The sequence below is a fragment of the Streptomyces sp. NPDC107575 genome, from assembly GCF_055657265.1.
This window is the reverse complement of the sequence record NZ_JBVKBG010000001.1, coordinates 973,926-997,727: the sequence shown is the minus strand read 5'-3', so window position 1 is coordinate 997,727 and position 23,802 is coordinate 973,926. Positions and strand designations below refer to the sequence as shown.

Below are 23,802 nucleotides of genomic sequence, written 5' to 3'. Positions count from 1 at the left end.
GGAGCTTCCATGGCGCAGCGGGTGCACCGGCCCCGTGAGGACGCGGAGTTCGATTTCATCCTCAGGATGAGCGGAGCGCCGGTCCTGGCCTACTTCATCGGGACGTGGCCCAAGGCGGTCGAGCCCTGCCGGGCGATGGACCTCGTCGTGGGCGGCATCGCCGACGAGTACGCGGACCGCCTGACGACGGTCCGCGCCGACATCACGCGCTGCCCGGCCGCGACCGAGCGCTACGGGATCACCGGAGCCCCGTCCTACGTCCTGCTGAAGGAGGGCGTGACGGTGGCGCACGGCGCGGGGCCCATGAGCACCACGGAGCTACGGGAGCTCCTGACCGGCCACGTGTGAGCGAGACCGCTCACACGCCGCGTCAGCTCTCCGCGGGGGCGTCGCCCGACTGCTCAGCACCCTTGGGCGCCCCGGCCTTCTCCCGCATCTTGCGCAGCAACTCCGCCTTCTTCTCGGCGGCAACCCCGCGATCGAAGTTGCGGTGCGGGCCATGGTTCTGCCGTTCGGTGCGCGACTGCTTCTTGCGCTGGCCGCCGCCCATGCCCACGGGGTTGTTGATGTTCTTGCTGTCGGTCACGAGTTCTCCCGGAATGGTGCGAAGTAATTTACGGATTCATCGGTGGGGACGGCCGCGGCGACGCCGAAGGACGCCGCCAGGGCCCATCCCGCCTTCACTGGTAAATCAGCGCCGGGATGAACATGACCATGACGTTACCTGGTTCCGCCGCCCCCGCACACCACGATCTTCACTCCGCCTCCACGGCAGGTCCGGCTCGCGGGGCGCGGGGTTCCGGCAGCGGACTTCAGCACTGGTTGGGTACGTTGCCCGTCTCGCTCCCCTTCAGCAGGCCGCCCCAGATCCAGCTCGAACCCGATCCGAGCAGAACCCACTTGTCGTGCGAATAACCGTTCTGGCTCACCCACTGGCCGTGCGCCCAACATATGGCGCTGAGCTGGTAGTTGGCGGGCACCGAGTAGTTGATGCTGCACTGAGTCGACGCACAACTGCGAATGTTCGCGCTGGTCCACGTGTAGACCCACGTGTTGGCGAGCGTCACGTCCCCCTTCGCCGGCCGGGGCTCCGGGGCAGCGGGGGCCGCCGCCGAGGCACTGGGCGCGAACATCCCCGCAGCGGCCAACAGCCCTGCCGCGACCGTGGTGACGACCTTGGTTCTCGCACGCATAGGAAGAACCCCCTGTCGAAGTCGATCTACTGGGACATCCAGCGTGAAAGACGCTAACGGGCACTAGTCGCCCCAGTTAGTCATGTACCGGCCAATACCTGAATGAGAGATGACGCTCCGCAATGGAGGCATGCCCTCCCACTCACAGAAGCCTGAGGCCGGGACCAGGGACACCTTTGGCGCGGAGGCGAGGATCTCGCGCTGTACCGCACCGGCGTGACGAGGATGAGTGGGCCGGACCAGGCATTGCGCATGCCCCGCGTTCAGGACCCGGCGTCGAACTTTCGTCCGGCCATCGACAGGAGCCGCGTCTTTCGCTGATCCATTACCCCATCAGCCGAGGTTCGTTGGGCTGGGTGACCGTTTCCCCCGCTTCCAGGAGTCACCCGCCCATGTCTGAGGAATTCGTGCGTCGGCTGCATTTCAAAGGGTTCGCCTATGAGTGCCGTGTCGTCGAGAACCCTGAACCCCGGACGGAGCCCATCGTGTTGCTGGGCGGCTCCTTCCAGGACATGTACGCCTTCCGCCGGTTGGAGAAGCCATGGACGGAGGTGGCGACGGTCATCACCGTCGACTTCCCCGGGTCGGGCAACGCGGACGATCTGCCGGCGGAGTACGGCTTCGACTTCCTCGCCGAGGTACTGGGCGATCTGCTCGGGCAGTTGAAGCTCGACGCCGTCAACCTGTTCGCCGCCTCCTACGGTGTTCCGATCGCGTACCGGCTCGTGCAGCGGCGTCCCGAGCGCGTCAAGCGTCTGATGCTCGCCGGGGCGTCCATGGAGTACCCGGCGGAGTGCCGGACCGCGCTGCGGGCCATGGTCGACAGCCTCGCCTCGGGGGACATCTCCAGCGCCTACGGCCGGGTGACGGTGGAGGCGCTCATGGCGCACCCGGACCGGCCCGTCCGCAAGCGCGCCGTGACCGCCCGGCTGCTGGCGTGCACGATGAGCGCCATCACCGACGCCGATGTGCCCCGGCACCTGGCCATCCTGGAGCGGGTCCTGGCCACCCCCGGACTGCCGCCCGGCGGGATCCCGGACGTGCCGGCCCTGTGCTTCACCGGCGAGTTCGACGAGTTCTCCACGCCCGACCGCGTACGCGAGGTTGCCGCAACGATTCAGCAGGGACAGTTCGCCCTGATCCGCGAGGCCGACCACCTGCCCAACCTCGAACGCGGCAAGGAGTTCTCCCGGCTCGTCGCCGACTACTTCACGGACCAGCCGATCGAGACGCTCGACTTTCTCACCGAGGTCGAACGTCCGGCTCTGGAGAGGGTGCCGGTCGGCGCGGCGTCGTAGTGCGGCTCCTCGTCACCGCGACCCCGCGGCCACCAGTGTCTCGGTGAGGGGTTCGAGCTCCGCGACCAGTTCGTCCAGCTCGGCGGGTGAGAGAGCCTCGTAGGGTGGGGCGGCCAGCTCGTCGGTCAGGGCTTCGATGCGTTGCTTGGTTTCACGGCCTGCGTGGGTGAACCGGCCCTGAGCGTCGACCAGTCCGCGCTCGCGCAGGCCGTTCATGACCGCGGCCAGGCGTTCCTTCGGCAGATGGTGGATGCGGCCGAACGACTCCGGCGGGTGGATGCCCATCTCGATGGCGGACAGCACGTGGGACTCCGTGCCGCCGATGCGCGCCCCGACGAGTACCGCGATGTGTCCGTCGGCGCGGTGCTCGCGCAGCATCGTCGCGGAGTGCCACAGCCGGGCGAACGGGTCGTTCGGCACCGCGAGGCTGCGCATCCCGGCGTACATCACCCGGCCCGCCGTGGGCGCGCTCGTCGCCGCCTTGGTGGTCAGGTCCGCCGCGTGCACCACGGCCGCCTCCGCGCCGAGGATCCGCCGCAGGGAGGCCGCGCTCCCCCGCTCCCGCGCGGCGAGCGACGCCTCGGGCGGGATCGTCTCCCACGCGCTGGGGATGTGGCGCGCGACCTCCCCCTCCGCGAAGCTGTAGAAGGCCGCGTCCACGACCTGCGCCGGCACCCGCCCCAGCGGCGCGGCGCGACTGGCGAAGTAGCCGTCCCAGTAGGTGCGGTGGCCGAGCGCGGCCAGCTCCTCGTTGCACTCGTCCGCGAAGAACGTGACCAGGCAGATCGGCTCCAGGAGCTCGAACATCCGACGAGCGGTGTGCGTCATGGCCCCCATCATGCCCGCGGCCACTGACACCGCGCCGCGACACTCACGGCGTGAGGATCGCCCGCCCCCTGATCCGCCCGCTCTCCAGGTCGTCCAGCGCGTCCTGGAAGCGGTCGAGCGGGTACTTCGCGGTGTGCAGGCGGACGCGGTCCTGCGCGGCCAGGACCATCAGTTCGCACAGGTCGTTGTAGGAGCCGACCAGGTTGCCGATGAAGTTGATCTCGGCGGAGATGATGTCGATGGTCGGGACGTCGATGTTCTCGCCGTAGCCGACCACGTGGTAGTCGCCGGCCGGGCGCAGCATGGCGACGCCGTCCTTGGTGGAGCCGCCCTCGCCGACGAAGTCGATGACCGTCTCCGCCCCGTGTCCGCCGGTCAGTTCGCGCACCCGGTCGACGTGGCCGCCGTCCGCGACGATGCCGTGGTCCGCCCCGATCGACGTCGCCAGGGCCACCGCGTCGGGGTTGCGGTCGACGACGAGGAGTTCGGCGGCGGTGAGGGCCTTGAGAACCTGCACGCCGATGTGCCCGAGCCCGCCCGCGCCGATCACCACGCACCGGTCCCCCGGCCGCAGCTTGCGGGCCGCCTTGGCCGCGGCGTGGTACGCCGTGAGCCCCGCGTCGGCGAGCGCCGCGACGTCGGCCGGTTCGAGGGAGGCGTCGATCCGCACGACGCTGCGTGCGGAGGTCTTGAGGTACTCGGCGTAGCCTCCGGCGGTGTCGATGCCGGGGAACTGGTTGTTCTCGCAGTGGACGTCGTCGCCCGCCCGGCAGGCCCGGCAGAGCCCGCAGGTGATCAGTGGGTGCACGATGACCTTGTCGCCCTCGGCGACGTTGGTGACGGCGCTGCCGACGGCGTGCACCCAGCCGGCGTTCTCATGACCGATCGTGTAGGGCAGGGTCACGCCGGACTTCTGCGCCCACTGCCCCTCCAGGATGTGGATGTCGGTGCGGCACACGCCGGCGCCGCCGATCCGGACGATGACGTCGAACGGGCCGGTGAGCTCGGGTGTGGGGACCTCGGCCATCTCGAGGTTCTTGCCGTAGCCCACGACTTGGACTGCCTTCACGAGACGCTCTCCTTCGATTGCGATTGGTCGGCCGCGGACTGCGGATAGCGGGTGCGCAGCAGGCCGCGGCAGAAGTGCGCGTTGCCGTCGATCGAGACCCGGACCGCGCGGGCGAAGCGCATCCGGAGCGGGATCTCGCCCGGCGGGAAGCGTCGCCCCTCGTCGTCCACCAGCACCGGGTCGGACGCGGCCACGCCGAGGCCGAGGGCCTCCCGTCGGCGCAGCAGCGCGCCGGATGTCGTCGCGTCGGGGAGGTCGCCGAGGACCACGTCGTGCAGGTCCTCCTCGGTGAGGTCGGGGTTCTCGCGGAGCAGGTGGGTCAACGCCCGCTCCATCGCCGCGGAATGGGCCTTGCGGCGAAACGTCAGGCGCAGCGCTTCGAGGTCCTTCTCGGCCTCGGCCCCGAACGTGCCGCGGTAGCCCGCGTCCGCGGCGAGCCCCTGGTTGATGAGGTCCGAGTCGTGGTGGTCGTCGAGCAGCACCACGACGTCGCGGGTCCAGGGCAGCGCCGTCAACGCGTCCTTGGAGTCCGAGGCCATGAGGTACGCGAAGTTGGGCGAGCAGAACGAGGTGGGCAGCCTGAGCCGGACGGTGAGCGCCCCATCGGGGGTGACCGTCACGGAGCGGACGAAGCCCAGGTCGGTGATCGGCTCGTCCAGTTCCGGGTCGAGGACGGTGTCCAGGGCGGCGCGGGCGGACTGTTCCCGCGTGTCGGCGCGCATGTCAGGCCGCCGCCGGTGCGTCGACGCCGAGACCGGCCGGGACCTCGATGTCGTACATGGCCGCAGCGTTGAGTCCGAGGATCTTCTTCTTCTGCGCCACGGTGATGGGCGCGTACTCGGGGGTCATGTCCTCGGGGATCTGGAAGTCGACGAACCGTTCGATCAGCCAGCGAGGTGTCCAGAGCGCGTAGTCGCTGGAGAACTGGATGCGGTCCTCGTCCAGCCAGTAGAGCAGTTCGCCGATGATCTGCGCGAAGTACCGGGGGCGGCTGTGGATGAAGGGGATCGCGACGGCGAGGCCCGCGTGCACGTTGGGCTCCTGCGTGGCGATCCAGCAGAAGTCCTCGAGGCGCGGCAGCCCGCAGTGCTCGACGACGAAGTTCATCTCGGGGAACTGCGTGGCCGCCTTGTCGACGTCCGCCACGTCGAAGGCGTCCCGGTCGAGCGGGCGGATCGTCGGGCCCTTGTGGACGTGGATGTTGTTGATCCCGAGTTCCTGGCACACCTCCAGATAGCGATACGTCCACGGGTCGTCGAGCTTGTAGCCGCGGCTGTCGCCCTTCCACTCTGCGGTGTACAGCTTGACGCCCTTGAGCTGGAACCGCTCGGCGTCGCGCCGCAGTTGGTCGATTCCCCGCTGCTCGTACCGGGGGTCCCAGGAGTGGTTGTACGTCAGCTTGTCGGGGTGCTGCCGGGCGAGCGCGAAGGCTTCCGCGGTCTGACCGAAGCCGCCCCGGTAGAACGCTCCGAGACGTGCGGGCTGGAAGATGGCGTGGTCGACGTACCCGTCGACGAAGAGGTCCTTCATCAACCGCTCGCCGCCCTGGTAGAGGTACTCCTCGTACGCCCACACCTCGGACTCCGGGCTGAGGTTGCGGTGGTAGTCGTAGAAGCAGTCGATGAACTGCTTGCCGTGGATGTTGAGTTGGTTCTCGGGGCGCGCGTCCCAGAGGGCGATGTGCGCGTCGACGATGAAGTAGTTCTCGCCGTCCTTGGAATACATCTGTCTGCCTCCTCAGTTCCTCGTTCCTCGGTGTGCGTCAGGAGAACTGGATGCCGCCGTCGATCATCACGGACTGGCCGGTCATGTAGTCCGAGTCCGGTGAGGCCAGGTAGGAGACGAAGGACGCGACGTCGGTGGGCTCCTCGACGCGGCCGAGCGCGATGGCCTCCGCGTACTTCTTGATGGCCCGGCCCTTCTGCAGGCCCTCCTCCTGCGCGAGGCGCTCGTCGATGAGGTCCCACATGTCGGTGCCGACGATGCCCGGGCAGTACGCGTTGACGGTGATGCCGTGCCGCGCCCACTCCATGGCGGCGGCCTGGGTCAGACCGCGTACGCCCCACTTCGACGCCGAGTAGGTGCCGAGCAGCGCGAACGGGCGGTACGCGACGATCGACGCCGCGCCGATGATCTTTCCGCCGCCGCCCTGGGCGATCATCTGCCGCGCGGCGGCCTGGTAGGAGAGGAAGACGCCGCGCAGGTTCACGGCCATGATCTGCTCGAACTCGTCGAGCCCGGTGTCGAGGAGCGGGGTGACGCGGGCGATGCCGGCGTTGGCGACGTAGACGTCGACCCGGCCGAAGCGGCCCGCCACTTCCTCGACGAGCGCGTCGGTCTGCTCCTTGCTGGACACGTCGGCGTGCACGGCGAGGGAACGGCGGCCGGTCTTCTCGATGCCGGCCGCCACTTCACCCAACTCCTCGCTCATGCCGGGGAGGTCGGCGACGGCGACATCGAGTCCGTCCTGTGCGAGGCGCTCGGCGATGGCGCGGCCGATGCCGCGGGCGGCGCCGGTGACGATCGCGGTGCGGGGCGTGGTGTCGACGGAGGTCATAGCGGGCTCCTGTGCTCGACGGCGGGCCGCCGCACCCGTTGTGCGGCGCCGACCATCAGCGTGCGGGCCGCGGGCGCCGTCGAGTTTTTCAATGTGGAACACACCGCGGCCCACGCCCGTACCCGTGCACGGAAAACGCACAAGGAGTCTTGGCGAACAGCCGGTTGACTGGTACGAACACCTTCGTAATATGGCGGAAACACGCCCATCGGAGGCGCCATGCTCAGCGACAGCACGGAGCGGGACCGGACCATCGCGCGGGCGCGCCTGCAGTTCCTCACCCACTCGGAACCGCCCGCGCCGATCGTGCCCGAGGGCATCCGCAACTCCTGGCAGCGTTCCAAGTACCTCGGGGTCGGCACGGACGAGGTGGTCGCCCCCTATCAGCCGGACTTCGACCGGGAGAGCCGCCTGGTGCGCGCCGCGACGCCCGTCCTCGACCGGCTGGAGCGGACGCTGGCGGGTTCGGACGCGAGCGTGATCGTGACGGACCGCAAGGGCTGGGTGCGCGACCGCCGCGTCGGCGAGAAGCGCCTCTCGACGCACCTGGACCGGGTCCATCTGGCCCCCGGCTTCAATTACGCGGAGCAGTTCGTCGGCACGAACGGCATCGGGGTCGCCCTGGAGGAGCGCCGGCCCAATGTCGTCCTCGGCACCGAGCACTTCAACGAACGTCTGCAGGGCGTCTCGTGCGCGGCGGCCCCGATCCGCAACTCGGTCACCGGGCGGGTCGAGGGAGCCATGAACCTGACGTGCTGGAACGGTCCGGCACGCACCCTCATGGCGGCCCTGGTGCAGGAGGCGGCCGGTGACATCGAGCGCGTCATGTACGAGTTCAGCAGCTCGCACCAGCGGGCTCTGCTCGAGGCGTTCCAGCAGGTGAGCCACTACGGCGACCGGCCGGTGCTCTGTCTCGGCCAGGATCTCGTCCTCGCCAACTCGGCGGCCTCGGCCCGGCTCACCGGGGACGACCACCGGCTGCTGCACGAGGCCGCCGCCGAACTGGGGCACGCGCCGCGCACCCGGCACGAGGTGCAACTGACGGGCGGGGACAGCGTCCTGATGCGCTGCCGCCAGGTCGACAGTTCCGCGGGCGCGGCCGGATTCCTGCTGGAGCTGGCCTTCGCGGACGTCCCCGACGCCGGGCACCGGCCCCGCTCCGGCTCCCGTACGCGCACGGAGCAGGGCGCGGCCCGGCCGTGGCCGCTGCCGGGCCTCGCCGGGACGGACCCGGCGTGGAACACCGTCTCCCGTACGGCGTCCCGCTGCGCCCGCGAACGGACCCCGCTGCTGCTCCACGGCGAGGCCGGAACGGGCAAGACGGCACTGGCCCGCGCCGCGCACGCGCTGACCGGTGCGGCCTCGGCCCTCGTCGTCGTGGATGCCGCGGCGGCGAGCGATCTGCCGACCGCCCTGCGCGAGGCAGCGACGGGGGCCGGCCGCGCCCTCCTCCTTCGCCACGTGGACGCCGTGGCCCCCGAGGAAGCTCCCGCCGTCGCCCAGGCCCTGGACGCCGCGACGGCACAGGGCACCTGGATCGTCGGCACCCTGCGCCAGGCACGCGCCGTGCCCGAACCCCTGCGGCGCTGCTTCGCCGAGGCGGTGGCCGTTCCCGCGCTGCGGCACCGCCTCGCGGACCTGCCCGCCCTGGTCGACTGTCTGCTGCGGCGCGTCGGCGCGGGCGTCGAGTGCGCGCCCGAGGTGCTGCCGCTGCTGCGCCGGCACGACTGGCCCGGGAACATCCGCCAGCTGGACGCCGCACTGCGCGAGGCCGCGGCGGGCCGGCGCACCTACCGGATCGAGCTCGGCGATCTGCCGCCGTCCCTGCACAGCGCGGGCGGCCGCTCGCTCAGCGCCTGGGAGGCGTCCGAGCGCGACACCCTGGTCCAGGCCCTGCTGGAGGCGGACGGCAACAAGCTCCTCGCGGCGCAGCGGCTCGGCATCTCCCGCACGACGATCTACCGGAAGATGCGGGCCTACGGCATCACCCTTCCCGCACGCGGTTGAGCCGACCGACAGCCCCCGCATCCAATTTCGCTACGACCGTTGCGTAAAGCCCCCTACCTCCGTACGCTCCAATTACGAAACGGCAGTAGCGGAATGACTGGGGCGGAGCACAGGACATGGCGCAGCGAGGGCGGCCGAGGAACGCGGAGGCCGACGAGCGGATTCTGCGGACGGCGCGGGACCAGCTCCTGGAGCACGGCTACGCGGGGTTCGTCGTGGACAAGGTCGCCGAGCGGGCCGACGTGGCCAAGACGACCCTGTACCGGCGCTGGCCCACCAAGGATCATCTGGCCGTCGCGGTGATCGCCCGGATGCAGGACGACGTGGCCGTCCCGGACACCGGGGACGTGCGCGCCGACCTCACCGACTACGCGGAGCAGATCGCCCTCGGGCTCAACAGCATGCGGCGCGCGGGACGGCAGGGCGAGGCCGACGACCTGTCCGCCGGAGTGGTGGCCGAGCTGGTCGCCGCAGCTGCCCGGCACCCCGACATCGGCGCGCTGGTCCGCGAGGTCTTCACCCGGCGCAACCAGGTCGTCCTGGGGCGGATCGACCGCGCCCGGCTCCGCGGCGAGCTGGACTCCTCCACCGACGCCGGCCTGCTGTTCGACCAGCTCGCGGGGGCCCTGTACTACCGGCTCCTCATCACCGGCCGGCCAATCGACCGTGCGTATGCCGAACGACTCGTGAGCGCCGCCCTGCGCGGCGCGCTACCGCTCAGGGAGAGTTGATGACCGCATTACTGGAAGCTCCGACACGCCCGCGCCGGACCCGGCCCCGGCGCCGCCGCCTGGTCGCCGTGCTGGCCTCGCTCCTCGTCCTGCTGGCGCTCTACACCGGCTGGACCAACGCCCGCCCGTACAGGCTGAGTACGTCGATCGAGCTGGAGGCGACGCCCGACGAGGTCTGGCGCGTGCTGTCCGATCTGCGGGCCTACGACGAGTGGAACCCGTTCATCGTCTCCGCGGGCGGCACCGTGCGCGAGGACGCCACCCTGCGTCTGGTCATGCGCGACAAGACCGGGGACACCACGTTCACGCCCACTGTGCTGGCCGCCGACCCGGGCCGGGAGCTGCGCTGGATCGGCAGGATCGGCCCCGGCCTCGTCTTCGACGGCGAACACCGCTTCGTCATCGACCAGGTGGGGAGCCACCGGGTCAGGCTGACGCAGAGCGAGGCGTTCAGCGGCGTGGCGGTTCCCTTCGTCCGCAGCACGCTGGAGTCCAACACCCTGCCGCAGTTCCGCGCGCTGAACCGGGCACTGGCCGACCGCGTGGCCGAGGTCAGGGCCTCCTGAACCCGGCCGCCTGAAGGGAATCGGGCTCAGCCGCCCCTGCGCACCCGCGCCGCCTTGCGCGCCTCCGCGAGCTTGCGGGCCTCGTTGGTCTTGCGGGAGCCGCGGCCGCCCGAGCCGGCTCCGGAACCCGTCCCGGTTCCGGAGCCGCTCTTCGGGTTCTTGGTGCTGCCGAGGCCGCGGAACGGGGTGTTCTGGTTCTTGGGGCGCTGGGCGGGGCCGCCGTCCAGCGGCTTGCCGGAGGGGGCCCTGGCGCCGGTGATCCGGCTCAGTTCGGCCTCGCCGGAGCGCACCTTGGTGACCTTCGCGGTGACGTCGGCGTCCGCCATCACCTGGCTCGTCTCGCGGCGCTGCCCGGACAGGACGAGGGACACGACGGTGCCGGAACGTCCTGCGCGGGCGGTACGTCCCGCGCGGTGGAGGTAGTCCTTGGGGTCGGTCGCCGGGTCGACGTTGACCACGAGGTCGAGGTCGTCGACGTGCAGGCCGCGCGCGGCGACGTTCGTCGCCACCAGGGCGGTGATCTCGCCGTTCTTGAACTGGGCCAGGGTCCGGGTGCGCTGCGGCTGCGCCTTGCCGCTGTGCAGCGCGGCGGCGGCCACACCGCTGGCCCGCAGGTGCCGGGTGAGCTGGTCGACGCCGTGCTTGGTGTCGAGGAAGAGCAGGACGCGGCCGTCCCGGGCGGCGATCTCCGTGGCGACGGACCAGCGGTCCGGGCCGTGTACGACGAGGACGTGGTGCTCGATCGTGGAGACCGCGCTGGAGGAGGGGTCCACGGAGTGCTCGGCCGGGTCGCGCAGGTAGCGCTGCACCAGCTGGTCGACGTCGGCGTCGAGGGTGGCGGAGAACAGCATCCGTTGGCCGTCGGGCCGCACCTGGTCCAGGGCCTCGGTGACCTGCGGCAGGAAGCCCATGTCGCACATCTGGTCGGCCTCGTCCAGGACCGTGATGCGCACCCGTCCCAGGCGGCAGCCCTTGCGGTCGATCAGGTCGTGGAGCCGGCCCGGGGTGGCGATGACGACCTCGGCGCCGTCGCGCAGCGCGGCGGACTGGCGGCTGATGGACACGCCGCCCACCACGGTCGCGAGCCGCAGCCGCAGCGCCTCGGCGTACGGGGTGAGGGCCTCGGTCACCTGCTGCGCCAGCTCCCGGGTGGGGACCAGCACGAGGGCGAGGGGCTCCTTGGGCTGCGCGCGTCGCCCGGCGGTCCGGGCGAGCAGCCCGAGGCCGAAGGCGAGCGTCTTGCCGGAACCGGTGCGGCCCCGGCCGAGGACGTCCCGGCCCGCCAGCGCGTTCGGCAGCGCCGCCGCCTGGATGGGGAACGGCTTCGTCACGCCGTGCTCGGCGAGCGTGCGCAGCACCGCGGCCGGCAGATCGAGGTCCGCGAAGGACGTCACGGGGGCGGTGCCCGGCGCGTCGTCCTGCTGCCGGGCGTCGTCGGCACGTGCTGATTCGCTCACAGAGAGCCTTCCTGCGAAGGGTGGGACCGTACCGAGGAAGGCGCGGCGGGGACGCGGCGGCCGGCCGGCGGCACCCGACGGGACCCCGGCACAGCTGCGCTGCAAACGCTCAACGCTAGCACGGCGGGGCGGGCAGGCCGCTCATTCTCTCCTGGTCACGGTGGCTCAGCGTCCGGCGCGGGCCAGCGCGGTGTCCACCAGCCGAGACGGCCGGCACGGCACGCCGGGACGCGACACGGACTGCGGCGTCATGTGCCCGACGATCAGATCGCACAGGTCTCGGGCGGGTTCAAGACCGAGCTCTGCCAGCAGCGTCCTGCGGTATGCGTCCAACGCGCGCCGCGCCTCCCGCCAGTTGCACTCCGCGACATGCGCCTCGATCAGCCGACGCTGCGCGCTCTCCCGCAGGGGTTCCGCGCTCACCACCATCAAGGCGACATCCACCGCCTCCGCACAGCGCCCCCGAGCCGTGAGAGCGCGGCTCAGCGCTTCCAGCGCGTGCAGGAGCCGCTGCCGTAGGCGTTCGCGCTCCATCAACGCCCAGTCGTCATAGCAACCGGGCAGGAAGTCCAAGTCGTCGAGCCGCCACGGCACCGCCGCCAGGTCACCGGGGTTCAACTCGTCGCGGATCAGGCGCTGGGCCCAGTCGCACACGAGGCGTACGTCTACCGCGACGCCAGGGTCCAGACGCAGGAAGGTCTTGTCCGTCTCGATGAGATGGAGGTTCATCTGACGCAGCCGCCACAGGGCCGAGCGCAGATTGCCACAGGCCCGTGCCTCATCCCCCAGTGGCCACAACGACGCGGCGGCGTAACGGCGTTCCACCTGCCCGGACTGCAAGGCGGCGAACACCAGCAGTCGTTTGCTGCCCTCTGGGACCTCGACGCGCTCGCCGGCCAGCATCACGAACGGCCCGCCGAACAGATGGAGCATGGCACTGCGGCCGCTTTCGGTCCGTGTCAACGATTCGACCAGTGTTGAGACCACTGCGACCCCCCGTGGGCGGAGCGGATGCCGGTCTCCCAACATGCTCCCAGCGCGTCACCGTCCCGTCACGGGGCAGGGCTCAGCCAGTCGGGGCGGCCGATCGGCCGCCTCACCACGACGAGTGGGGCCTGCCCTCGCGTTTGCCGGTCCGCGTGGTCTCGGCGCTGTCGCCGGCACCGGTGTCACCGTCGGCGTCGTCGCCGGCCTCCTGTTCGGCCTCGTCCGCCGCCCGGTGGCCGGTCCGCTTCTCCTGTCCGGCCCGCTCCGCGTCGCCCACGGAGCGGCAGGACCTGTCGCACACCTCCAGCACCGTTTCAACCACCTGGGTCCGCAGCATGGCGCAGCGCTGGTCCCGCGCGTCCTTGCGACACTTCAGCACACCGAGCCTGCCGGTCAGGATGCCCAGCAGGCGGCGTCCACCGATCGAGCAGGTCAACGCCTGGCACAGGCAGTTCTGGAAGTCGTCCACCCGAGGGAAGCCCCACCAGATCTCGTCGTACCGGTGCCAGAGCCACCGCAGGGTCGCGTAAGCGTGCTTGAGGTCGGCCTTCTTGGGGTCGGAGATCTCCGCGAGCAGGGCGGTGGCCTTGGCCCTGAGATCGGCCACCCGCCGGGTCAGCTCGTCGGGTTCGCCCACCAGCGTGGCGAAGCAGGCTTCGGCGGCGGACACGATGCGCTCGACACGGCCGAGCCGTGCGGTCAGGCCCTCGATGTCGTCGTCCGCACCGTCTTCGTCCCCGAAGTCGCACTCCTCGACACAGCATCCGGAGCGCCCCTCGCCGCAGTGCTGTAGGCGCTCGGCGACCTCGTCCCATGCCTCGTCCAGGCATTCGACCGTGCCGCGGTCGAGTTGGCAGCGCAACTGCTCGCGGATCTGCAGCAGGTCCTTGCGGATACCCGCCGCGTCCGCCGTGGCCGCCGTACGCGCCTGCGTGTAGGCGGCTCGAGCGGTGTCGTACGCGGCCCGGCGCTCCTTCAGCTCGTCCGCGTACTTGGCGATGTACTGGGCCCTGTCTGCCACACCCTTCGACTCACAGGCAAGGTCGTCCATCCCTGTCAGATCGCACTCCTCGTGCGGTGGGTCGTGGTGCTTGTGGCGCTCCTGCCGGGGCTGCCCCTGGGGATAGCCGGTTTCCATCGTGCCTCCTCCGTCGGTATCCGCCGCGCCGCGGGGCGCGCAGCGGGGTCAGGACCGAAGTGTCGAGGGGGCACTGTCACCGGAGCGTCGCCGTTGTGGAGGCGCCTCGCGTCGCCACAACGGCGCGGTGACGCGCCGGGGCCCACCATCGCCGCCATGGCCGGATACCGGGCCCTGGCCGCCGTCGGGCGCAGCATCGTCGACCTGCTGAACCGCAGGTTCGCCGAGGCACTGCCTGGTGCGCCGCGGCCCACCGCCGTGCTGGCGACGACCCGTGACTTCGACGAGGTGAACAGCAGCCCCGGTGCGGTCATTCAGTTCCCCGCGGTGTCGGTGTACTGCTACCGGCTGTCGGTCGACCGGGAGACGCGGCCGGGGCTCGCCGGTGCGGCGGGCGTCGACGGTCTCGCCCGGCTCCCGCTGCGCATGCATCTGCTGATCGCGGCCTGGGACACCTTCGCCGAGAGCGAGTTGGAATGGCTCGGTCTGGCCGGACAGGTACTGGAATCGGAAGGTCTGCTCGCGGGTCCGCTGCTGCATCCGTCCGGCGACTGGGACGCGTCGGACCTGATCTCCGTGGTGCCCGACGACGTGGCGCTGGACTCGATGAGCGAGGCGTTCCAGGCACTGACCACCGACTACCGTCTCTGTCTGCCCTACTTGGCGCGGGTGATCCGGATCGACGGCCGCCGCGCGGAGGTCCCCGAGCGGGTCACCACCGTGGCCGCCCGGACCACCGCGACCTCGCCGCCTCCCGGGGCGGTGCCGCCGTGACGACTCTTCCCGGTGGCCAACGGGTCCTGCACCGGCTGGCTCTCGCCGTCGAGGTGCGCGACGCGCTCACCTCGCGTCCGGTAGCGACGCCCGTGGCACTGCGCAGGGAGGGGGCGCGACGTCAGTTCGTCGGCGGCGAACGCCAGTTCGCGGGCGGCGCCGGGACCTTCGGCCGCGGCGGCCGCTTCCTCCTGCTGTTCGGGCCGCACATCGGTGACCGGGCAGACCTGCGCGTGTGGGACACCACGCGACGCCTGGTGCCGCGCCGGCTGCGGGTTCCGTTGTGGCCGCCGGCCGCCGCCGAAGCCGTGGATCAGGTGCCGCCCGGGCCCCGACTCCCCGCCCTGTCGCGCGTGTTGCGGATCTGGCTCGCTCCGGGGTCGGCCGGCGGGCCCGGGCCGGGGTTCACCGTGATCCGGGGCCGTGTCGCGCGCGACGAAGCGCCGGTGCGCTGGCCGCGGATCGCGGCGACCGGCCCCGGCGGGCGGGTCGTCGGCCGGGCGCACGGCGACGAGCGGGGCGAGTTCCTGCTGCCGCTCACGAGCACGGGGCTGCTGCCGCCGCCCGCTCCCTCGCGGCTGCGGGTCGATCTGCTGGTGCACGCGCGCGGCCCCGGCGGCCCGCCACCGCCCACCGCACGGGAGCTCGCCCAGGACCCGCTCGCGGACCTGCCGCTGGAGCCGGTGCCCCGCTCGTCGTCCCCGCCGCTCGCAGCCGACCTCGACAATCCGCTGCTGCGAGGCGTCTCGCCGCCCCCGTTCTACGTCCCGTCGACGGCGCCGGTGTCCACGGTGGACGTGGACGTCGGCGACGTCCTGCTGCTGCGGGAGCCCCTGCAGTTCAACCCCTGACCGCCCGCGCGCCGCCGCAGCCCGTGGGCCGCGGCCCGAAGGAGCCTGCACATGCCCGAGTACCTGACTCCCGGCGTCTACGTCGAGGAGACGAGCTTCCGGTCCAAGTCGATCGAGGGCGTGCCGACGAGCACCTTCGGCATGGCGGGGCTGACCCGCTACGGTCCCCTCCCCTACGCGCTTCCGGGCGCCCCGCCGGTCCCCGTCCAGCCGACCCTGGTGACCTCGTACAGCGAGTTCGAGCGGGCCTTCGGCGATCTGTCCTCGCCCTCGGACGATGGCAGGGCCAACTACCTGGCGCACGCGGCCCGCGCGTTCTTCGCCAACGGCGGCCGCCGGCTCTACGTCGCCCGGGTCTTCCCCTGGGTGCGCGACGCCCAGAGCGGCGCCGTCGACAGGGCCCGGATGGACGCCGCGTTCGCCCGGCGCACGGTGACCGCGCCGGGGCCCGCCGGCGCGGGTGCGCCCGTGGCGCTGCCGACGTGGCGGGCCCGCTGGCCCGGATCCGCGGGACGCCAGATCAGCGTCACGGTGTCGCGCAGGCTGAGCCGGGACCGGATCGTGCCCGACCCGGACGGCCGGAGCGCCCGCCTGGTGGGCGTCAGTGAACTTGCGGCCGTCGTCGTGCTCCCCCGCGACACCCTGCTGGGGCGCGGCGACCCCATCGACCCGGCGACCGTGTTCGTGGCACGCCGCGGCCCCGACCGGGTCCTCGGCTTCGACGACGGGCAGGGTGGGGTCACGGCGATCGACCCGCAGACATCCGGCTACCAACTGGAGTTGGACGTCACCGTGGCCTCCGCGGACGGCCGCACGGACACCTACGCGCAGCTGGCCCCGCACCCCGACCACCCCCGGTCGGTGCTGCGGGTGCTGCGCGCCGTGGACCCGGCCGACGAACTGGCCCAGGTCTACCTGCGCCCCGGCTCCACCGAGCCCCCGCCGCCGCCCGCACCGGCGCCGACCGCGCCCACGGCCGGGCAGCTCGCGGCGGCGCTGCTCGCCGCGGACAGCCAGGGCTATCTCACGGACGGCGCCGCCGGGAACGACGGGGAGACCCTCACCCCCGATGACCTGCTGGGCACCGAGCAGAACGACGACGCCCCCGCGCGGCCCGGCACCGGCCTGAACGCCCTCGCGGAGATCGACGACATCGCGCTGGTCGCCACCCCCGACATCGTCCGCCTGGCCGACACAGACTCGCGCAAGACCGCCACGGACCATCTCATCGGGCATTGCGAGCGGCTCCGTTACCGCATGGCGATCATCGACCCGCCCGCCGAGAGCGGGCTTTCCCAAGTGCGGTCGTTCCGCGCCGGGTTCGACACCTCGTACGCCGCGCTCTACTACCCGTGGATGCAGATCGTCGATCCCACCCAGCGACCGGATCCCGGCTCTGCCCCGGCCACCCTGCTGCTGCCTCCCTCGGGGTTCGTCGCGGGCATCTACGCACGCAACGACGTGACCCGCGGCGTGCACAAGGCGCCGGCCAACGAAGTGGTGCTCGGGCTGACCAAGTTCGAGACGGCGGTCAATTTCGGGCGGCAGTCGGTGCTCAACCCCGAGGGCATCAACGCGCTGCGTTTCTTCCCCGGCCGCAGCAACCGGGTGTGGGGCGCCCGCACGATGAGCTCGGACCCGGAGTGGCGCTATGTGAATGTGCGCCGCCTGTTCATCTTCCTGGAGCACTCCATCGACCAGTCCACCCAGTGGGTGGTGTTCGAGCCGAACAACGAGCGGCTGTGGCGCAATCTCCGGCAGACGATCGAGGACTTCCTGCTCGTCGTGTGGCGGACCGGCGCACTGATGGGCAGCAAGCCCGAGGAGGCGTTCTTCGTGCGCTGCGACCGTTCGACGATGAGTCAGAACGACCTGGACAACGGCCGGTTGATCTGCGAGATCGGTGTCGCGCCGACATATCCGGCCGAGTTCGTGATCTTCCGCATCGGCCAGTGGACGGCCGACGCCCGACGCCCGTGAGCCACCCTCCCCACTTCCGCGATCGGAGGGCACCATGCCCGTCAGGGACAATCCGTACGGCGCGTTCAAGTTCCGGGTGAAGCTCGGCGACGACACCGACGAGGGGTTCGCCGCCGGCTTCTCCGAGGTCAGCGGCATCGGCAACGAGGTCAAGTACTCCGAGTACCGCAACGGCAACGACCCCCAGAACCACGTCCGCAAGATCGCCAACGTCAACAGCACCGACGACGTGACCCTCAAACGCGGTGTCGTCGGCGATCTGCGCCTGTTCCAGTGGCTCGGCGCCACGCGCGGAGGTGACTTCGATCCGCGCACGGTCGTCATCGTGCTGATGGACGAGCGGGGCGCCGACGCGTGTTCGTGGACGCTGCACAACGCCCAGCCGAAGAAGTGGGTGGGCCCCACCCTCAGCGGCAAGGGCGGCGGCGAGGTGGCCATGGAGGAGCTGCACCTGGTCGCCGAGTCCATCGACTTCCGGAACACCTGACCGTCATGAGCGTCCCGTCCGCAGGACTGCGCCTCGGCGCGCCCGGTGTCTACCGGGTCCGCTCGGAGGCGGGCGCCACCGGCCTGTCCCGGGTGGCCCTTGACGCCACCGGTTTCGCCGGGGTGGCGGCCCGTGGGCCCGTCGACACGCCAGTATCCGTGGGCAGTTGGCCGGAGTACCTCGCGCGCTTCGGTCTCGGGCCCGGCCTGCTGCCGTTGGCCGTCTCGGCGTTCTTCGGCCAAGGGGGGCGGCGGGCGTACGTGCTGCGGGTGGGCCCGCCGCAGCACGCCGAGGCCCACACACTGGTCGAACAGGGGGCGTACGACGCGGAAGGCCGCTGGATCCCGCTGCGCGCCACCGGCAGGGGCCGTGCGCTGCCCGTGCGGTGGCGGGCGCGCGACGGGGGCGCCTGGGCGAACAGGCTGACGGTGTCCCTGAAGGCGCGGGTCGGCCAGCGTTTCACCGTGGAGCCGGCGGTGCACGGGCGCGCGCTCGGAGGGGGCACCGGTATCGACGCGGACCGCGTGGTGCTGCCACCGGCGGGCCTCCGGGCGCCTCCGGGTTCGCTGCTGCATGTGCGCACCGAACGTGGCGGCGCCGGGATCCGCTGGATCGAGGACACGTCCGAGCGTGAAGTGGGGTCCGGTGCACGCCGGTCGGCGTGGGTTCTGGACGCTCCGCTGCCCCGGTCCACGCGGTCGCTCGGCCTCGTGCACGCCTCGCTCACCGTGGACGACCACGCGCCCGAAGGACCGACGGTCGAGGCCTTCGACGTCGGGCTCGCACCGCGCCACCCGCGGTGGCTCGCCTCCGTGGTGTCGGACGGATCCCGGCTGATCGCACCGGAGCCCGACTGGTCCGACGCGGCCGCCGAGGCCGACCTGCGGCTCGCGCTCCCCGAGCCGCTGCCGGCACCGATCGTCTCCCGGGTTCTGCGGCCCGGCACGGACCGGTACGGCGACATCGGCGAGGCGGACCTCCTGGGCCGCTCACCGGGCGACCCCCCGGACGAGGACCCGGCGGGCGAGCGCGCACACCGCGGCGTCGAACGGCTCGCCCAGGTACCAGAACTGGGGCTGCTCACCGTCCCCGACCTCGCGTGGAACGGAGTCGTGCCTGCCGAGGAGACCGAGGAGCCGCTCGACCCGCCGCCCGACCGGTTCGCCCCGTGCGCCCCGCCGCCGCGGCCTGCCTTGCTGCGCACTCCGGGCACGGACGCCGCCTACCTCGACGCGCGGCTGCCCGACGAACTGGCCCGGTTGCGGGCCCGGCAGCAGTGGCTGGTCCGACTGGCCGACGCCGCACAGCGGTTCGTCGTCCTGACGGATGTCCCCCAGGGCCTGTCCACGCGCGCCGCCGCCGACTGGCGGACCGGTTTCGACAGCGGTTACGCCGCCGCGTACCACCCCTGGCTCGGCGTACTGCCACCGCGAGGACCGGCGCCGCCCGGGTCGCCGACGACGGCCCGGCTCGTGCCGCCTTCGGCGTTCGCGGCAGGCATCGTCGCCGCCCGTGAGCTCGCCACCGGGCTGCCCACGGGCCCCGGGGACGAACTCGCCGCGGGAGCCGTCACGATCGCCGACCGGGTCACCGACGCCGAGCACGACGCCCTGCATCCGCTGGGGATCAACGTCTTCCGGGCCGAGCGCGACGGCTTCCGGCTCACCGCGGCGCGCACCCTCTCCCGTGATCCCGACTACCGGCAGCTCACGGTGCGGCGGCTGATGACGATGCTGCGGCTGACTCTCGACCGGGAGAGCCAGTGGGTGGTGTTCGAACCGCACACGGCGGCGCTGCGGGCCGTCCTCGTACTGCACATCGAGGACCTGCTGCGCGGCCTGTTCCGGCAGGGCGCGTTCACCGGAGCGTCCGAGACCGAGTCCTTCTTCGTACGGGCGGACGCGGACCTGAACCCGCCCGAGTCGGTCGCGCTCGGCCGGATCGTGCTGGAGGTCGGCGTGGCGCCGAGCAGCCCGCTGGAGTTCCTCGTGGTGCGGCTCACCCTCGACGGCGATTCCCTCGACATACAGGAGGCAGCCCGTGGTTAGCACGCCCCAGGACCAGCCGTTCCCGCGCGACGTCCTGCAGTCGTTCCGTTTCGAGGTGACCCTGACCGACAGTCCGGGCTCTCGCGGTGGCGGCACTCTCGCCACCGGCGCCTTCCAGGAGTGCTCCGGTCTCGAACTCCAGGCGGACGTGCGCGACCACCTGGAGGGCGGCCGCAACGACGCGGTGATCCGCCGGGTGGGACGGGTGAAGCTCGAACCGCTCGTCCTCAAGCGCGGTATGTTCGCGAGGAGCCCCGGCGCCCGGATCGACCCGGCGCTGTGGCAGTGGCTGCAGGACATGGTCGCGGGGACCGCGCCCGTGCGGCGGATCGACGGGACCGTCGATGTCTTCGCGTCCCGCCGGGAGGACCCGCGGGCCACGTGGCGGTTCGTCCGCGGGCTCCCTTCGAAGGTCACGGGCCCGGCGCTCAACGCGCGGACCGGCGAGATCGCCATCGAGGAGCTGCACATCGTCCACGAGGGTCTGAGGCTGGTGCCCTGATGGCGGAGTTCGCGAAGGCCTCGCTGGCCGTCATCTCGCTGCTGACCGACGCGGGGCCGCGGGAGAAGGCCCGGTTCTCCGCGCCGAAGCGCGTCATCGACGTCCAGTTCAACCCGACGTCCCTGAAGATCCAGTACTCGAACCACGCGGACGCGGGCGGCGTCACGGTCAAGGCGCAGCCCCGGCAGAACGCGTCCGTACAGTCCTCGGTCCTGTCGTTCGAGCTCGAGTACGACACCGCCGAGGAGGACGGGGTCGACGTCAGGACCCGCACCGCGGCCGTGCGCCGGTTCGTTCAGCCGCCCGCCGACGAGCCGAAGAGTCCGGCGCCGCTGGTGCAGTTCCACTGGGGCACCTTCCTCTTCAACGGCCGGGTCACCCAGGTCACCGAGGACATCGACTACTTCAGTCCCGACGGCCGTGCGCTGCGGGCCAGGCTCAGTCTGAGCATCACCGAACAGGACCCGTCGCTGGAGGCCAACGCGATCGGCCCCGGAGCGCGCACCGACGACCCGGCCACCGAGCCGGGCGGCTCCGTGCCGGTCAGGCCCTCGTCCCGGCCACTGGAACCACCGCCGGGATCCCGCCCCGGCCAACGGGGCACCGCGGCGCCGACCCAAGTGGTGGGGGCGCTGGACGGGGAGAGCCTGCACGACCTCGCCGCCCGCATCGGTGGCAGCCCGGCGGCCTGGCGGGCGCTGGCCGACGGCGTCGAAGACCCGTTGAACCTGCCGGCCGGGCTCGCCGTTCGGGCGGGCACGGAGATCGCGGCGTCGGGGGGACGGGGCGGCGTCGCGGGATTCGCGGCGGGCATGGGCGCGGGTTCGGTCGTGGGCCCGGGCGCGGTCGTGCGCGCCGGGGACGCCGAAGTGACCGCCACCGCCAGCGGATCCGCCGCCGCGCTGCTTCCTGCGGGGCTGCGGCTGACCGCGGCGGGCGGCGTGGCGGCGGCCGCGGCACGGCTCGCGGGCGCGCGGGCACGGGCCGAGGCGGGGGCGGCACGCGCGTCGTTCTCCGTGCGCGACGCGGGAGGCCCGCCGGGCGCGCGACCGGCCTCGGTGTCCGCGTCCGTGGCCCCGGCGTCCGTCCCCTTGGACCCGGCGTCCGCCCTCGTCGACCCACGGTTGCTCGCGTACGGCAGGGCACTGCCCTTGCGGGCCCGACCGCAGCCGGCCACCGCCGCGGACAGCCGGGCCGGCGGCCCCCGGAGTCTCACCGCGCGGGCCCGGCCGCGCGAGGCAGCCGTCGCGGCGACGAACGGCCCGCCCTGGGAACGGCTCACCCCCGGAACGTCCGGGCGGGCGGCGGCGGACGCCGCACAACGCGCCCGTGACGCCCGCCCCAGCACGATGCGCTGGCGACCAGGAGGTGACTGCCGGTGAACTCCATGAGCACCCGCGCGAGCACGGTCAGCGTGGACGAGGTGCACACGTACGTGAGTACGGTCGGCGCCGCGGGCCCCGATGACACCCGGCCGAACGGAGTCGTCCCTGGCGCCGCGGAGGCGGCCTGGAGCGAGCTGAGGGGCCGCCTCGACTGGGTCGAGGCACGCACTCGCGCCGACGGCTTCGATGACTGAGACCAGCCCGGCGATCGCGACGCCGGTGTTCCGGGTGCGCGGCGCCCTGGCGCCGGACCTGGCCCGCGACTGCGTACGCCTGGAGGTCACCGAGAGCACCAAGGGGCTGCGCACCCTGCGGGCCCACCTCGTCGCCACGGACTCCGGCGCGACCGGGCCGCCGGGGCGGATGCGCCACCTCGACGGCCGCGATGTCGGCCTCGGCGGGAGCATCGAGGTCAGCCTCGGCCCGGACGAGCGCCAGCGGTACGTCTTCCAGGGCACGGTCTCCGCCGTCGAGGCCGAGTTCCGCGACGGCAGCGCGCCCGTGGTGATCCTGCACGCCGAGGACCCGTTGATGCGGCTGCGCATGACGCGCCGGATGCGCACCTACCGGAGGACGACGGACGCCCAGATCGCCCGCGACCTCGCCCGCGCGCACGGTCTCGACGCGGACGTCGACGCCGATGGCGCGCACTACGACGTCGTCCAGCAGTTCAACCAGAGCGACCTGGCGTTCCTACGGGAGCGGGCGCGGCTGATCCAGGCCGAGTTGTGGTGCACGGGCAACACGCTGCACTTCCGTACCAGGGACAAGCGTCCGGGGACGAAGGTCGTCGCGGTCCAGGGAAACCATCTGCTGTCCGCGCGGATCGGCGCGGACCTCGCCCATCAGCGCGGCAGCGTGACCGTGACCGGATACGACGCGCGCACCCAGCGGACCATCGAGGCGCAGGCGGGGCCCGAGGTCGTCGACAGTGAAATCTCCGGCGGCCGCACGGGACCGCGTCTGGTCGGCGACGCCCTCGCGCAGAGCGCCAGTTACCGGGTCCGCGAGGCTGCCCTCACCCTCGACGAGGCCCGCTCGTACGCCAGGGCCGAGATGCTCCGCAGGGGGCGGCGCTTCGTCACCATGAGCGGTCTGCTGCGGGGCAATGCCGACGTGGTCGTGGGCAGCCGCCTCGAACTCGCCGACGTCGGCGCCCCGTTCGAGGGCGGCGGCTACTACGTGACCTACGTACAGCACTCCTTCGACCAGGTCTCCGGCTTCCGCACCTGCTTCCACGCAGAGCGGGCGACCGTGAACGAGGTGGCGTGATGAGCCCGCACCCGCACGTGGACGGCTCCGCACCGGGCTACTTCGGGGTCTACCCGGCAGTCGTCACCGACCTCGTGGACCCGGAGCGGCTCGGCCGGATCGAGGTCCGCTTCCCGTGGCTCGGCGCGGCGGGCGACCGTGACGTACGCGCCTGGGCCACGCTCTGCTCCCCGTACGCCGACGGCGATCAGGGCCTGCAGATCCTGCCGGAAAGGGACAGCCAGGTTGTGGTGGCCTTCGAGGCGGGCCAGTTGCGCAGGCCATATGTCGTCGGCTGCGCCTGGAACGGCACCGCCCCGCTGCCCACACCGGCGACCCGCGCCAACAACCTGCGTACGTGGAAGACGCGTTCGGGCAGCCGCATCCAGTTCGACGACGGGGCGTCGCCCAAGGTCACGGTGCGCACCGCGCGGGGCCATCACCTGACCCTCGACGACGCGGGCCCGGGCACGGTCACCGTTCAGGTCGCGGGCGGGGCCTCGGTCCGGGTCACGGCGACGTCGGTGGACATCAGCGGCATGACGTCGGTCTCGGTGACGGCGGCGAAGGTGGATGTCACGACGCCGGTCGCCACGTTCAGCGGGATCGTCCGGTGCGAGGTGCTGCAGGCGAACGCGGCGGTGGCGTCGCCGGTGTACTCGCCCGGCGTCTGCAACCTCCTTTGACGACGGG

At 72.0% G+C, this 23,802-nt stretch carries 25 protein-coding genes; 15 read left to right on the top strand and 10 right to left on the bottom strand.

Annotation, left to right across the window (positions count from 1 at the left end):
• Positions 1–9 precede the first annotated feature (9 nt).
• The gene (locus ACZ7L4_RS04625) at positions 10–348 is read left to right on the top strand and encodes a thioredoxin family protein (RefSeq protein ID WP_472099643.1); all 339 of its coding nucleotides are present in this window, start codon (positions 10–12) and stop codon (positions 346–348) included.
• A 22-nt stretch (positions 349–370) separates the two neighbouring features.
• On the opposite strand, the gene ACZ7L4_RS04620 is transcribed toward ACZ7L4_RS04625, so the two are convergent.
• Both ACZ7L4_RS04620 and ACZ7L4_RS04615 read right to left on the bottom strand, forming a co-directional pair.
• Complete coding sequence (locus tag ACZ7L4_RS04620; protein ID WP_472099641.1) at positions 371–586, bottom strand: DUF6243 family protein; 216 nt, start codon at positions 584–586, stop codon at positions 371–373.
• 226 nt (positions 587–812) lie between these two features.
• Positions 813–1,193, bottom strand: coding sequence for a hypothetical protein (locus ACZ7L4_RS04615; protein WP_472099639.1), 381 nt, complete (start codon positions 1,191–1,193; stop codon positions 813–815).
• 392 nt (positions 1,194–1,585) lie between these two features.
• Between ACZ7L4_RS04615 and ACZ7L4_RS04610 the strand changes: the two genes are divergently transcribed.
• Positions 1,586–2,491 carry an alpha/beta fold hydrolase gene (locus ACZ7L4_RS04610; protein ID WP_472099637.1) on the top strand — a complete coding sequence of 302 codons (906 nt, stop codon included), beginning with the start codon at positions 1,586–1,588 and terminating at the stop codon, positions 2,489–2,491.
• A gap of 12 nt (positions 2,492–2,503) precedes the next feature.
• On the opposite strand, the gene ACZ7L4_RS04605 is transcribed toward ACZ7L4_RS04610, so the two are convergent.
• Genes ACZ7L4_RS04605 through ACZ7L4_RS04585 form a run of 5 tightly spaced genes read right to left on the bottom strand, consistent with a single transcriptional unit; the run spans position 2,504 to position 6,945 of the window.
• A complete protein-coding gene (locus tag ACZ7L4_RS04605) occupies positions 2,504–3,319 on the bottom strand; it encodes an SCO6745 family protein (RefSeq protein WP_472099635.1) in 816 nt (271 codons plus the stop codon).
• 43 nt (positions 3,320–3,362) lie between these two features.
• Positions 3,363–4,388: an NAD(P)-dependent alcohol dehydrogenase gene (locus ACZ7L4_RS04600; protein ID WP_472099633.1), complete on the bottom strand. Its 1,026-nt coding sequence runs from the start codon at positions 4,386–4,388 to the stop codon at positions 3,363–3,365.
• The gene (locus tag ACZ7L4_RS04595; protein WP_472099631.1) at positions 4,385–5,110 is read right to left on the bottom strand and encodes a metal-sulfur cluster assembly factor; all 726 of its coding nucleotides are present in this window, start codon (positions 5,108–5,110) and stop codon (positions 4,385–4,387) included. The genes ACZ7L4_RS04600 and ACZ7L4_RS04595 overlap by 4 nt, the downstream gene beginning before the upstream one ends.
• Position 5,111: 1 nt before the next feature.
• Positions 5,112–6,113, bottom strand: coding sequence for an amidohydrolase family protein (locus tag ACZ7L4_RS04590; protein WP_472099629.1), 1,002 nt, complete (start codon positions 6,111–6,113; stop codon positions 5,112–5,114).
• Positions 6,114–6,150: 37 nt separating this feature from the next.
• Positions 6,151–6,945, bottom strand: coding sequence for an acetoin reductase (locus ACZ7L4_RS04585; protein WP_472099628.1), 795 nt, complete (start codon positions 6,943–6,945; stop codon positions 6,151–6,153).
• A gap of 219 nt (positions 6,946–7,164) precedes the next feature.
• On the opposite strand from ACZ7L4_RS04585, the gene ACZ7L4_RS04580 reads away from it, so the two are divergent.
• The 3 genes from ACZ7L4_RS04580 (at position 7,165) to ACZ7L4_RS04570 (ending at position 10,249) form a co-directional block, all read left to right on the top strand.
• Entirely contained in the window at positions 7,165–8,952 is a 1,788-nt protein-coding gene (locus ACZ7L4_RS04580) for a sigma-54-dependent Fis family transcriptional regulator (RefSeq protein ID WP_472099627.1), read from the top strand.
• 116 nt (positions 8,953–9,068) lie between these two features.
• The gene (locus tag ACZ7L4_RS04575) at positions 9,069–9,683 is read left to right on the top strand and encodes a TetR/AcrR family transcriptional regulator (RefSeq protein ID WP_472099625.1); all 615 of its coding nucleotides are present in this window, start codon (positions 9,069–9,071) and stop codon (positions 9,681–9,683) included.
• Positions 9,683–10,249 carry an SRPBCC family protein gene (locus tag ACZ7L4_RS04570; protein ID WP_472099623.1) on the top strand — a complete coding sequence of 189 codons (567 nt, stop codon included), beginning with the start codon at positions 9,683–9,685 and terminating at the stop codon, positions 10,247–10,249. The genes ACZ7L4_RS04575 and ACZ7L4_RS04570 overlap by 1 nt, the downstream gene beginning before the upstream one ends.
• Before the next feature lie 26 nt (positions 10,250–10,275).
• Here the strand turns inward: ACZ7L4_RS04570 and ACZ7L4_RS04565 are convergent, their stop codons facing one another.
• The 3 genes from ACZ7L4_RS04565 to ACZ7L4_RS04555 form a co-directional block, all read right to left on the bottom strand.
• A complete protein-coding gene (locus tag ACZ7L4_RS04565) occupies positions 10,276–11,706 on the bottom strand; it encodes a DEAD/DEAH box helicase (protein WP_472099622.1) in 1,431 nt (476 codons plus the stop codon).
• Between the two features lie 165 nt (positions 11,707–11,871).
• The gene (locus ACZ7L4_RS04560; protein WP_472099620.1) at positions 11,872–12,639 is read right to left on the bottom strand and encodes an AfsR/SARP family transcriptional regulator; all 768 of its coding nucleotides are present in this window, start codon (positions 12,637–12,639) and stop codon (positions 11,872–11,874) included.
• A gap of 163 nt (positions 12,640–12,802) precedes the next feature.
• Positions 12,803–13,831 (bottom strand): hypothetical protein, encoded by a 1,029-nt coding sequence (locus ACZ7L4_RS04555; protein WP_472099618.1) that lies wholly within the window; start codon positions 13,829–13,831, stop codon positions 12,803–12,805.
• Positions 13,832–13,987: 156 nt separating this feature from the next.
• Here ACZ7L4_RS04555 and ACZ7L4_RS04550 point away from each other — a divergent pair, with 156 nt between their 5' ends.
• The 10 genes from ACZ7L4_RS04550 to ACZ7L4_RS04505 are packed head-to-tail and all read left to right on the top strand — an operon-like array spanning position 13,988 to position 23,795.
• Positions 13,988–14,605, top strand: coding sequence for a Pvc16 family protein (locus ACZ7L4_RS04550; protein ID WP_472099616.1), 618 nt, complete (start codon positions 13,988–13,990; stop codon positions 14,603–14,605).
• The gene (locus tag ACZ7L4_RS04545) at positions 14,602–15,456 is read left to right on the top strand and encodes a hypothetical protein (protein ID WP_472099614.1); all 855 of its coding nucleotides are present in this window, start codon (positions 14,602–14,604) and stop codon (positions 15,454–15,456) included. Before ACZ7L4_RS04550 ends, ACZ7L4_RS04545 begins: the two co-directional genes overlap by 4 nt.
• 51 nt (positions 15,457–15,507) lie before the next feature.
• Positions 15,508–17,436 (top strand): phage tail sheath family protein, encoded by a 1,929-nt coding sequence (locus ACZ7L4_RS04540; RefSeq protein WP_472099613.1) that lies wholly within the window; start codon positions 15,508–15,510, stop codon positions 17,434–17,436.
• 34 nt (positions 17,437–17,470) lie between these two features.
• Positions 17,471–17,923 carry a phage tail protein gene (locus tag ACZ7L4_RS04535; protein ID WP_472099611.1) on the top strand — a complete coding sequence of 151 codons (453 nt, stop codon included), beginning with the start codon at positions 17,471–17,473 and terminating at the stop codon, positions 17,921–17,923.
• Positions 17,924–17,928: 5 nt separating this feature from the next.
• Positions 17,929–19,971: a phage tail sheath family protein gene (locus ACZ7L4_RS04530; RefSeq protein ID WP_472099610.1), complete on the top strand. Its 2,043-nt coding sequence runs from the start codon at positions 17,929–17,931 to the stop codon at positions 19,969–19,971.
• A complete protein-coding gene (locus ACZ7L4_RS04525) occupies positions 19,964–20,473 on the top strand; it encodes a phage tail protein (protein ID WP_472099608.1) in 510 nt (169 codons plus the stop codon). The genes ACZ7L4_RS04530 and ACZ7L4_RS04525 overlap by 8 nt, the downstream gene beginning before the upstream one ends.
• Positions 20,473–21,855, top strand: coding sequence for a CIS tube protein (locus ACZ7L4_RS04520; protein ID WP_472099606.1), 1,383 nt, complete (start codon positions 20,473–20,475; stop codon positions 21,853–21,855). The genes ACZ7L4_RS04525 and ACZ7L4_RS04520 overlap by 1 nt, the downstream gene beginning before the upstream one ends.
• Positions 21,852–22,052 (top strand): hypothetical protein, encoded by a 201-nt coding sequence (locus ACZ7L4_RS04515; RefSeq protein ID WP_472099604.1) that lies wholly within the window; start codon positions 21,852–21,854, stop codon positions 22,050–22,052. Before ACZ7L4_RS04520 ends, ACZ7L4_RS04515 begins: the two co-directional genes overlap by 4 nt.
• Positions 22,045–23,130: a phage late control D family protein gene (locus ACZ7L4_RS04510; RefSeq protein ID WP_472099602.1), complete on the top strand. Its 1,086-nt coding sequence runs from the start codon at positions 22,045–22,047 to the stop codon at positions 23,128–23,130. Before ACZ7L4_RS04515 ends, ACZ7L4_RS04510 begins: the two co-directional genes overlap by 8 nt.
• The gene (locus ACZ7L4_RS04505) at positions 23,130–23,795 is read left to right on the top strand and encodes a phage baseplate assembly protein V (RefSeq protein WP_472099600.1); all 666 of its coding nucleotides are present in this window, start codon (positions 23,130–23,132) and stop codon (positions 23,793–23,795) included. The genes ACZ7L4_RS04510 and ACZ7L4_RS04505 overlap by 1 nt, the downstream gene beginning before the upstream one ends.
• Positions 23,796–23,802 lie beyond the last annotated feature (7 nt).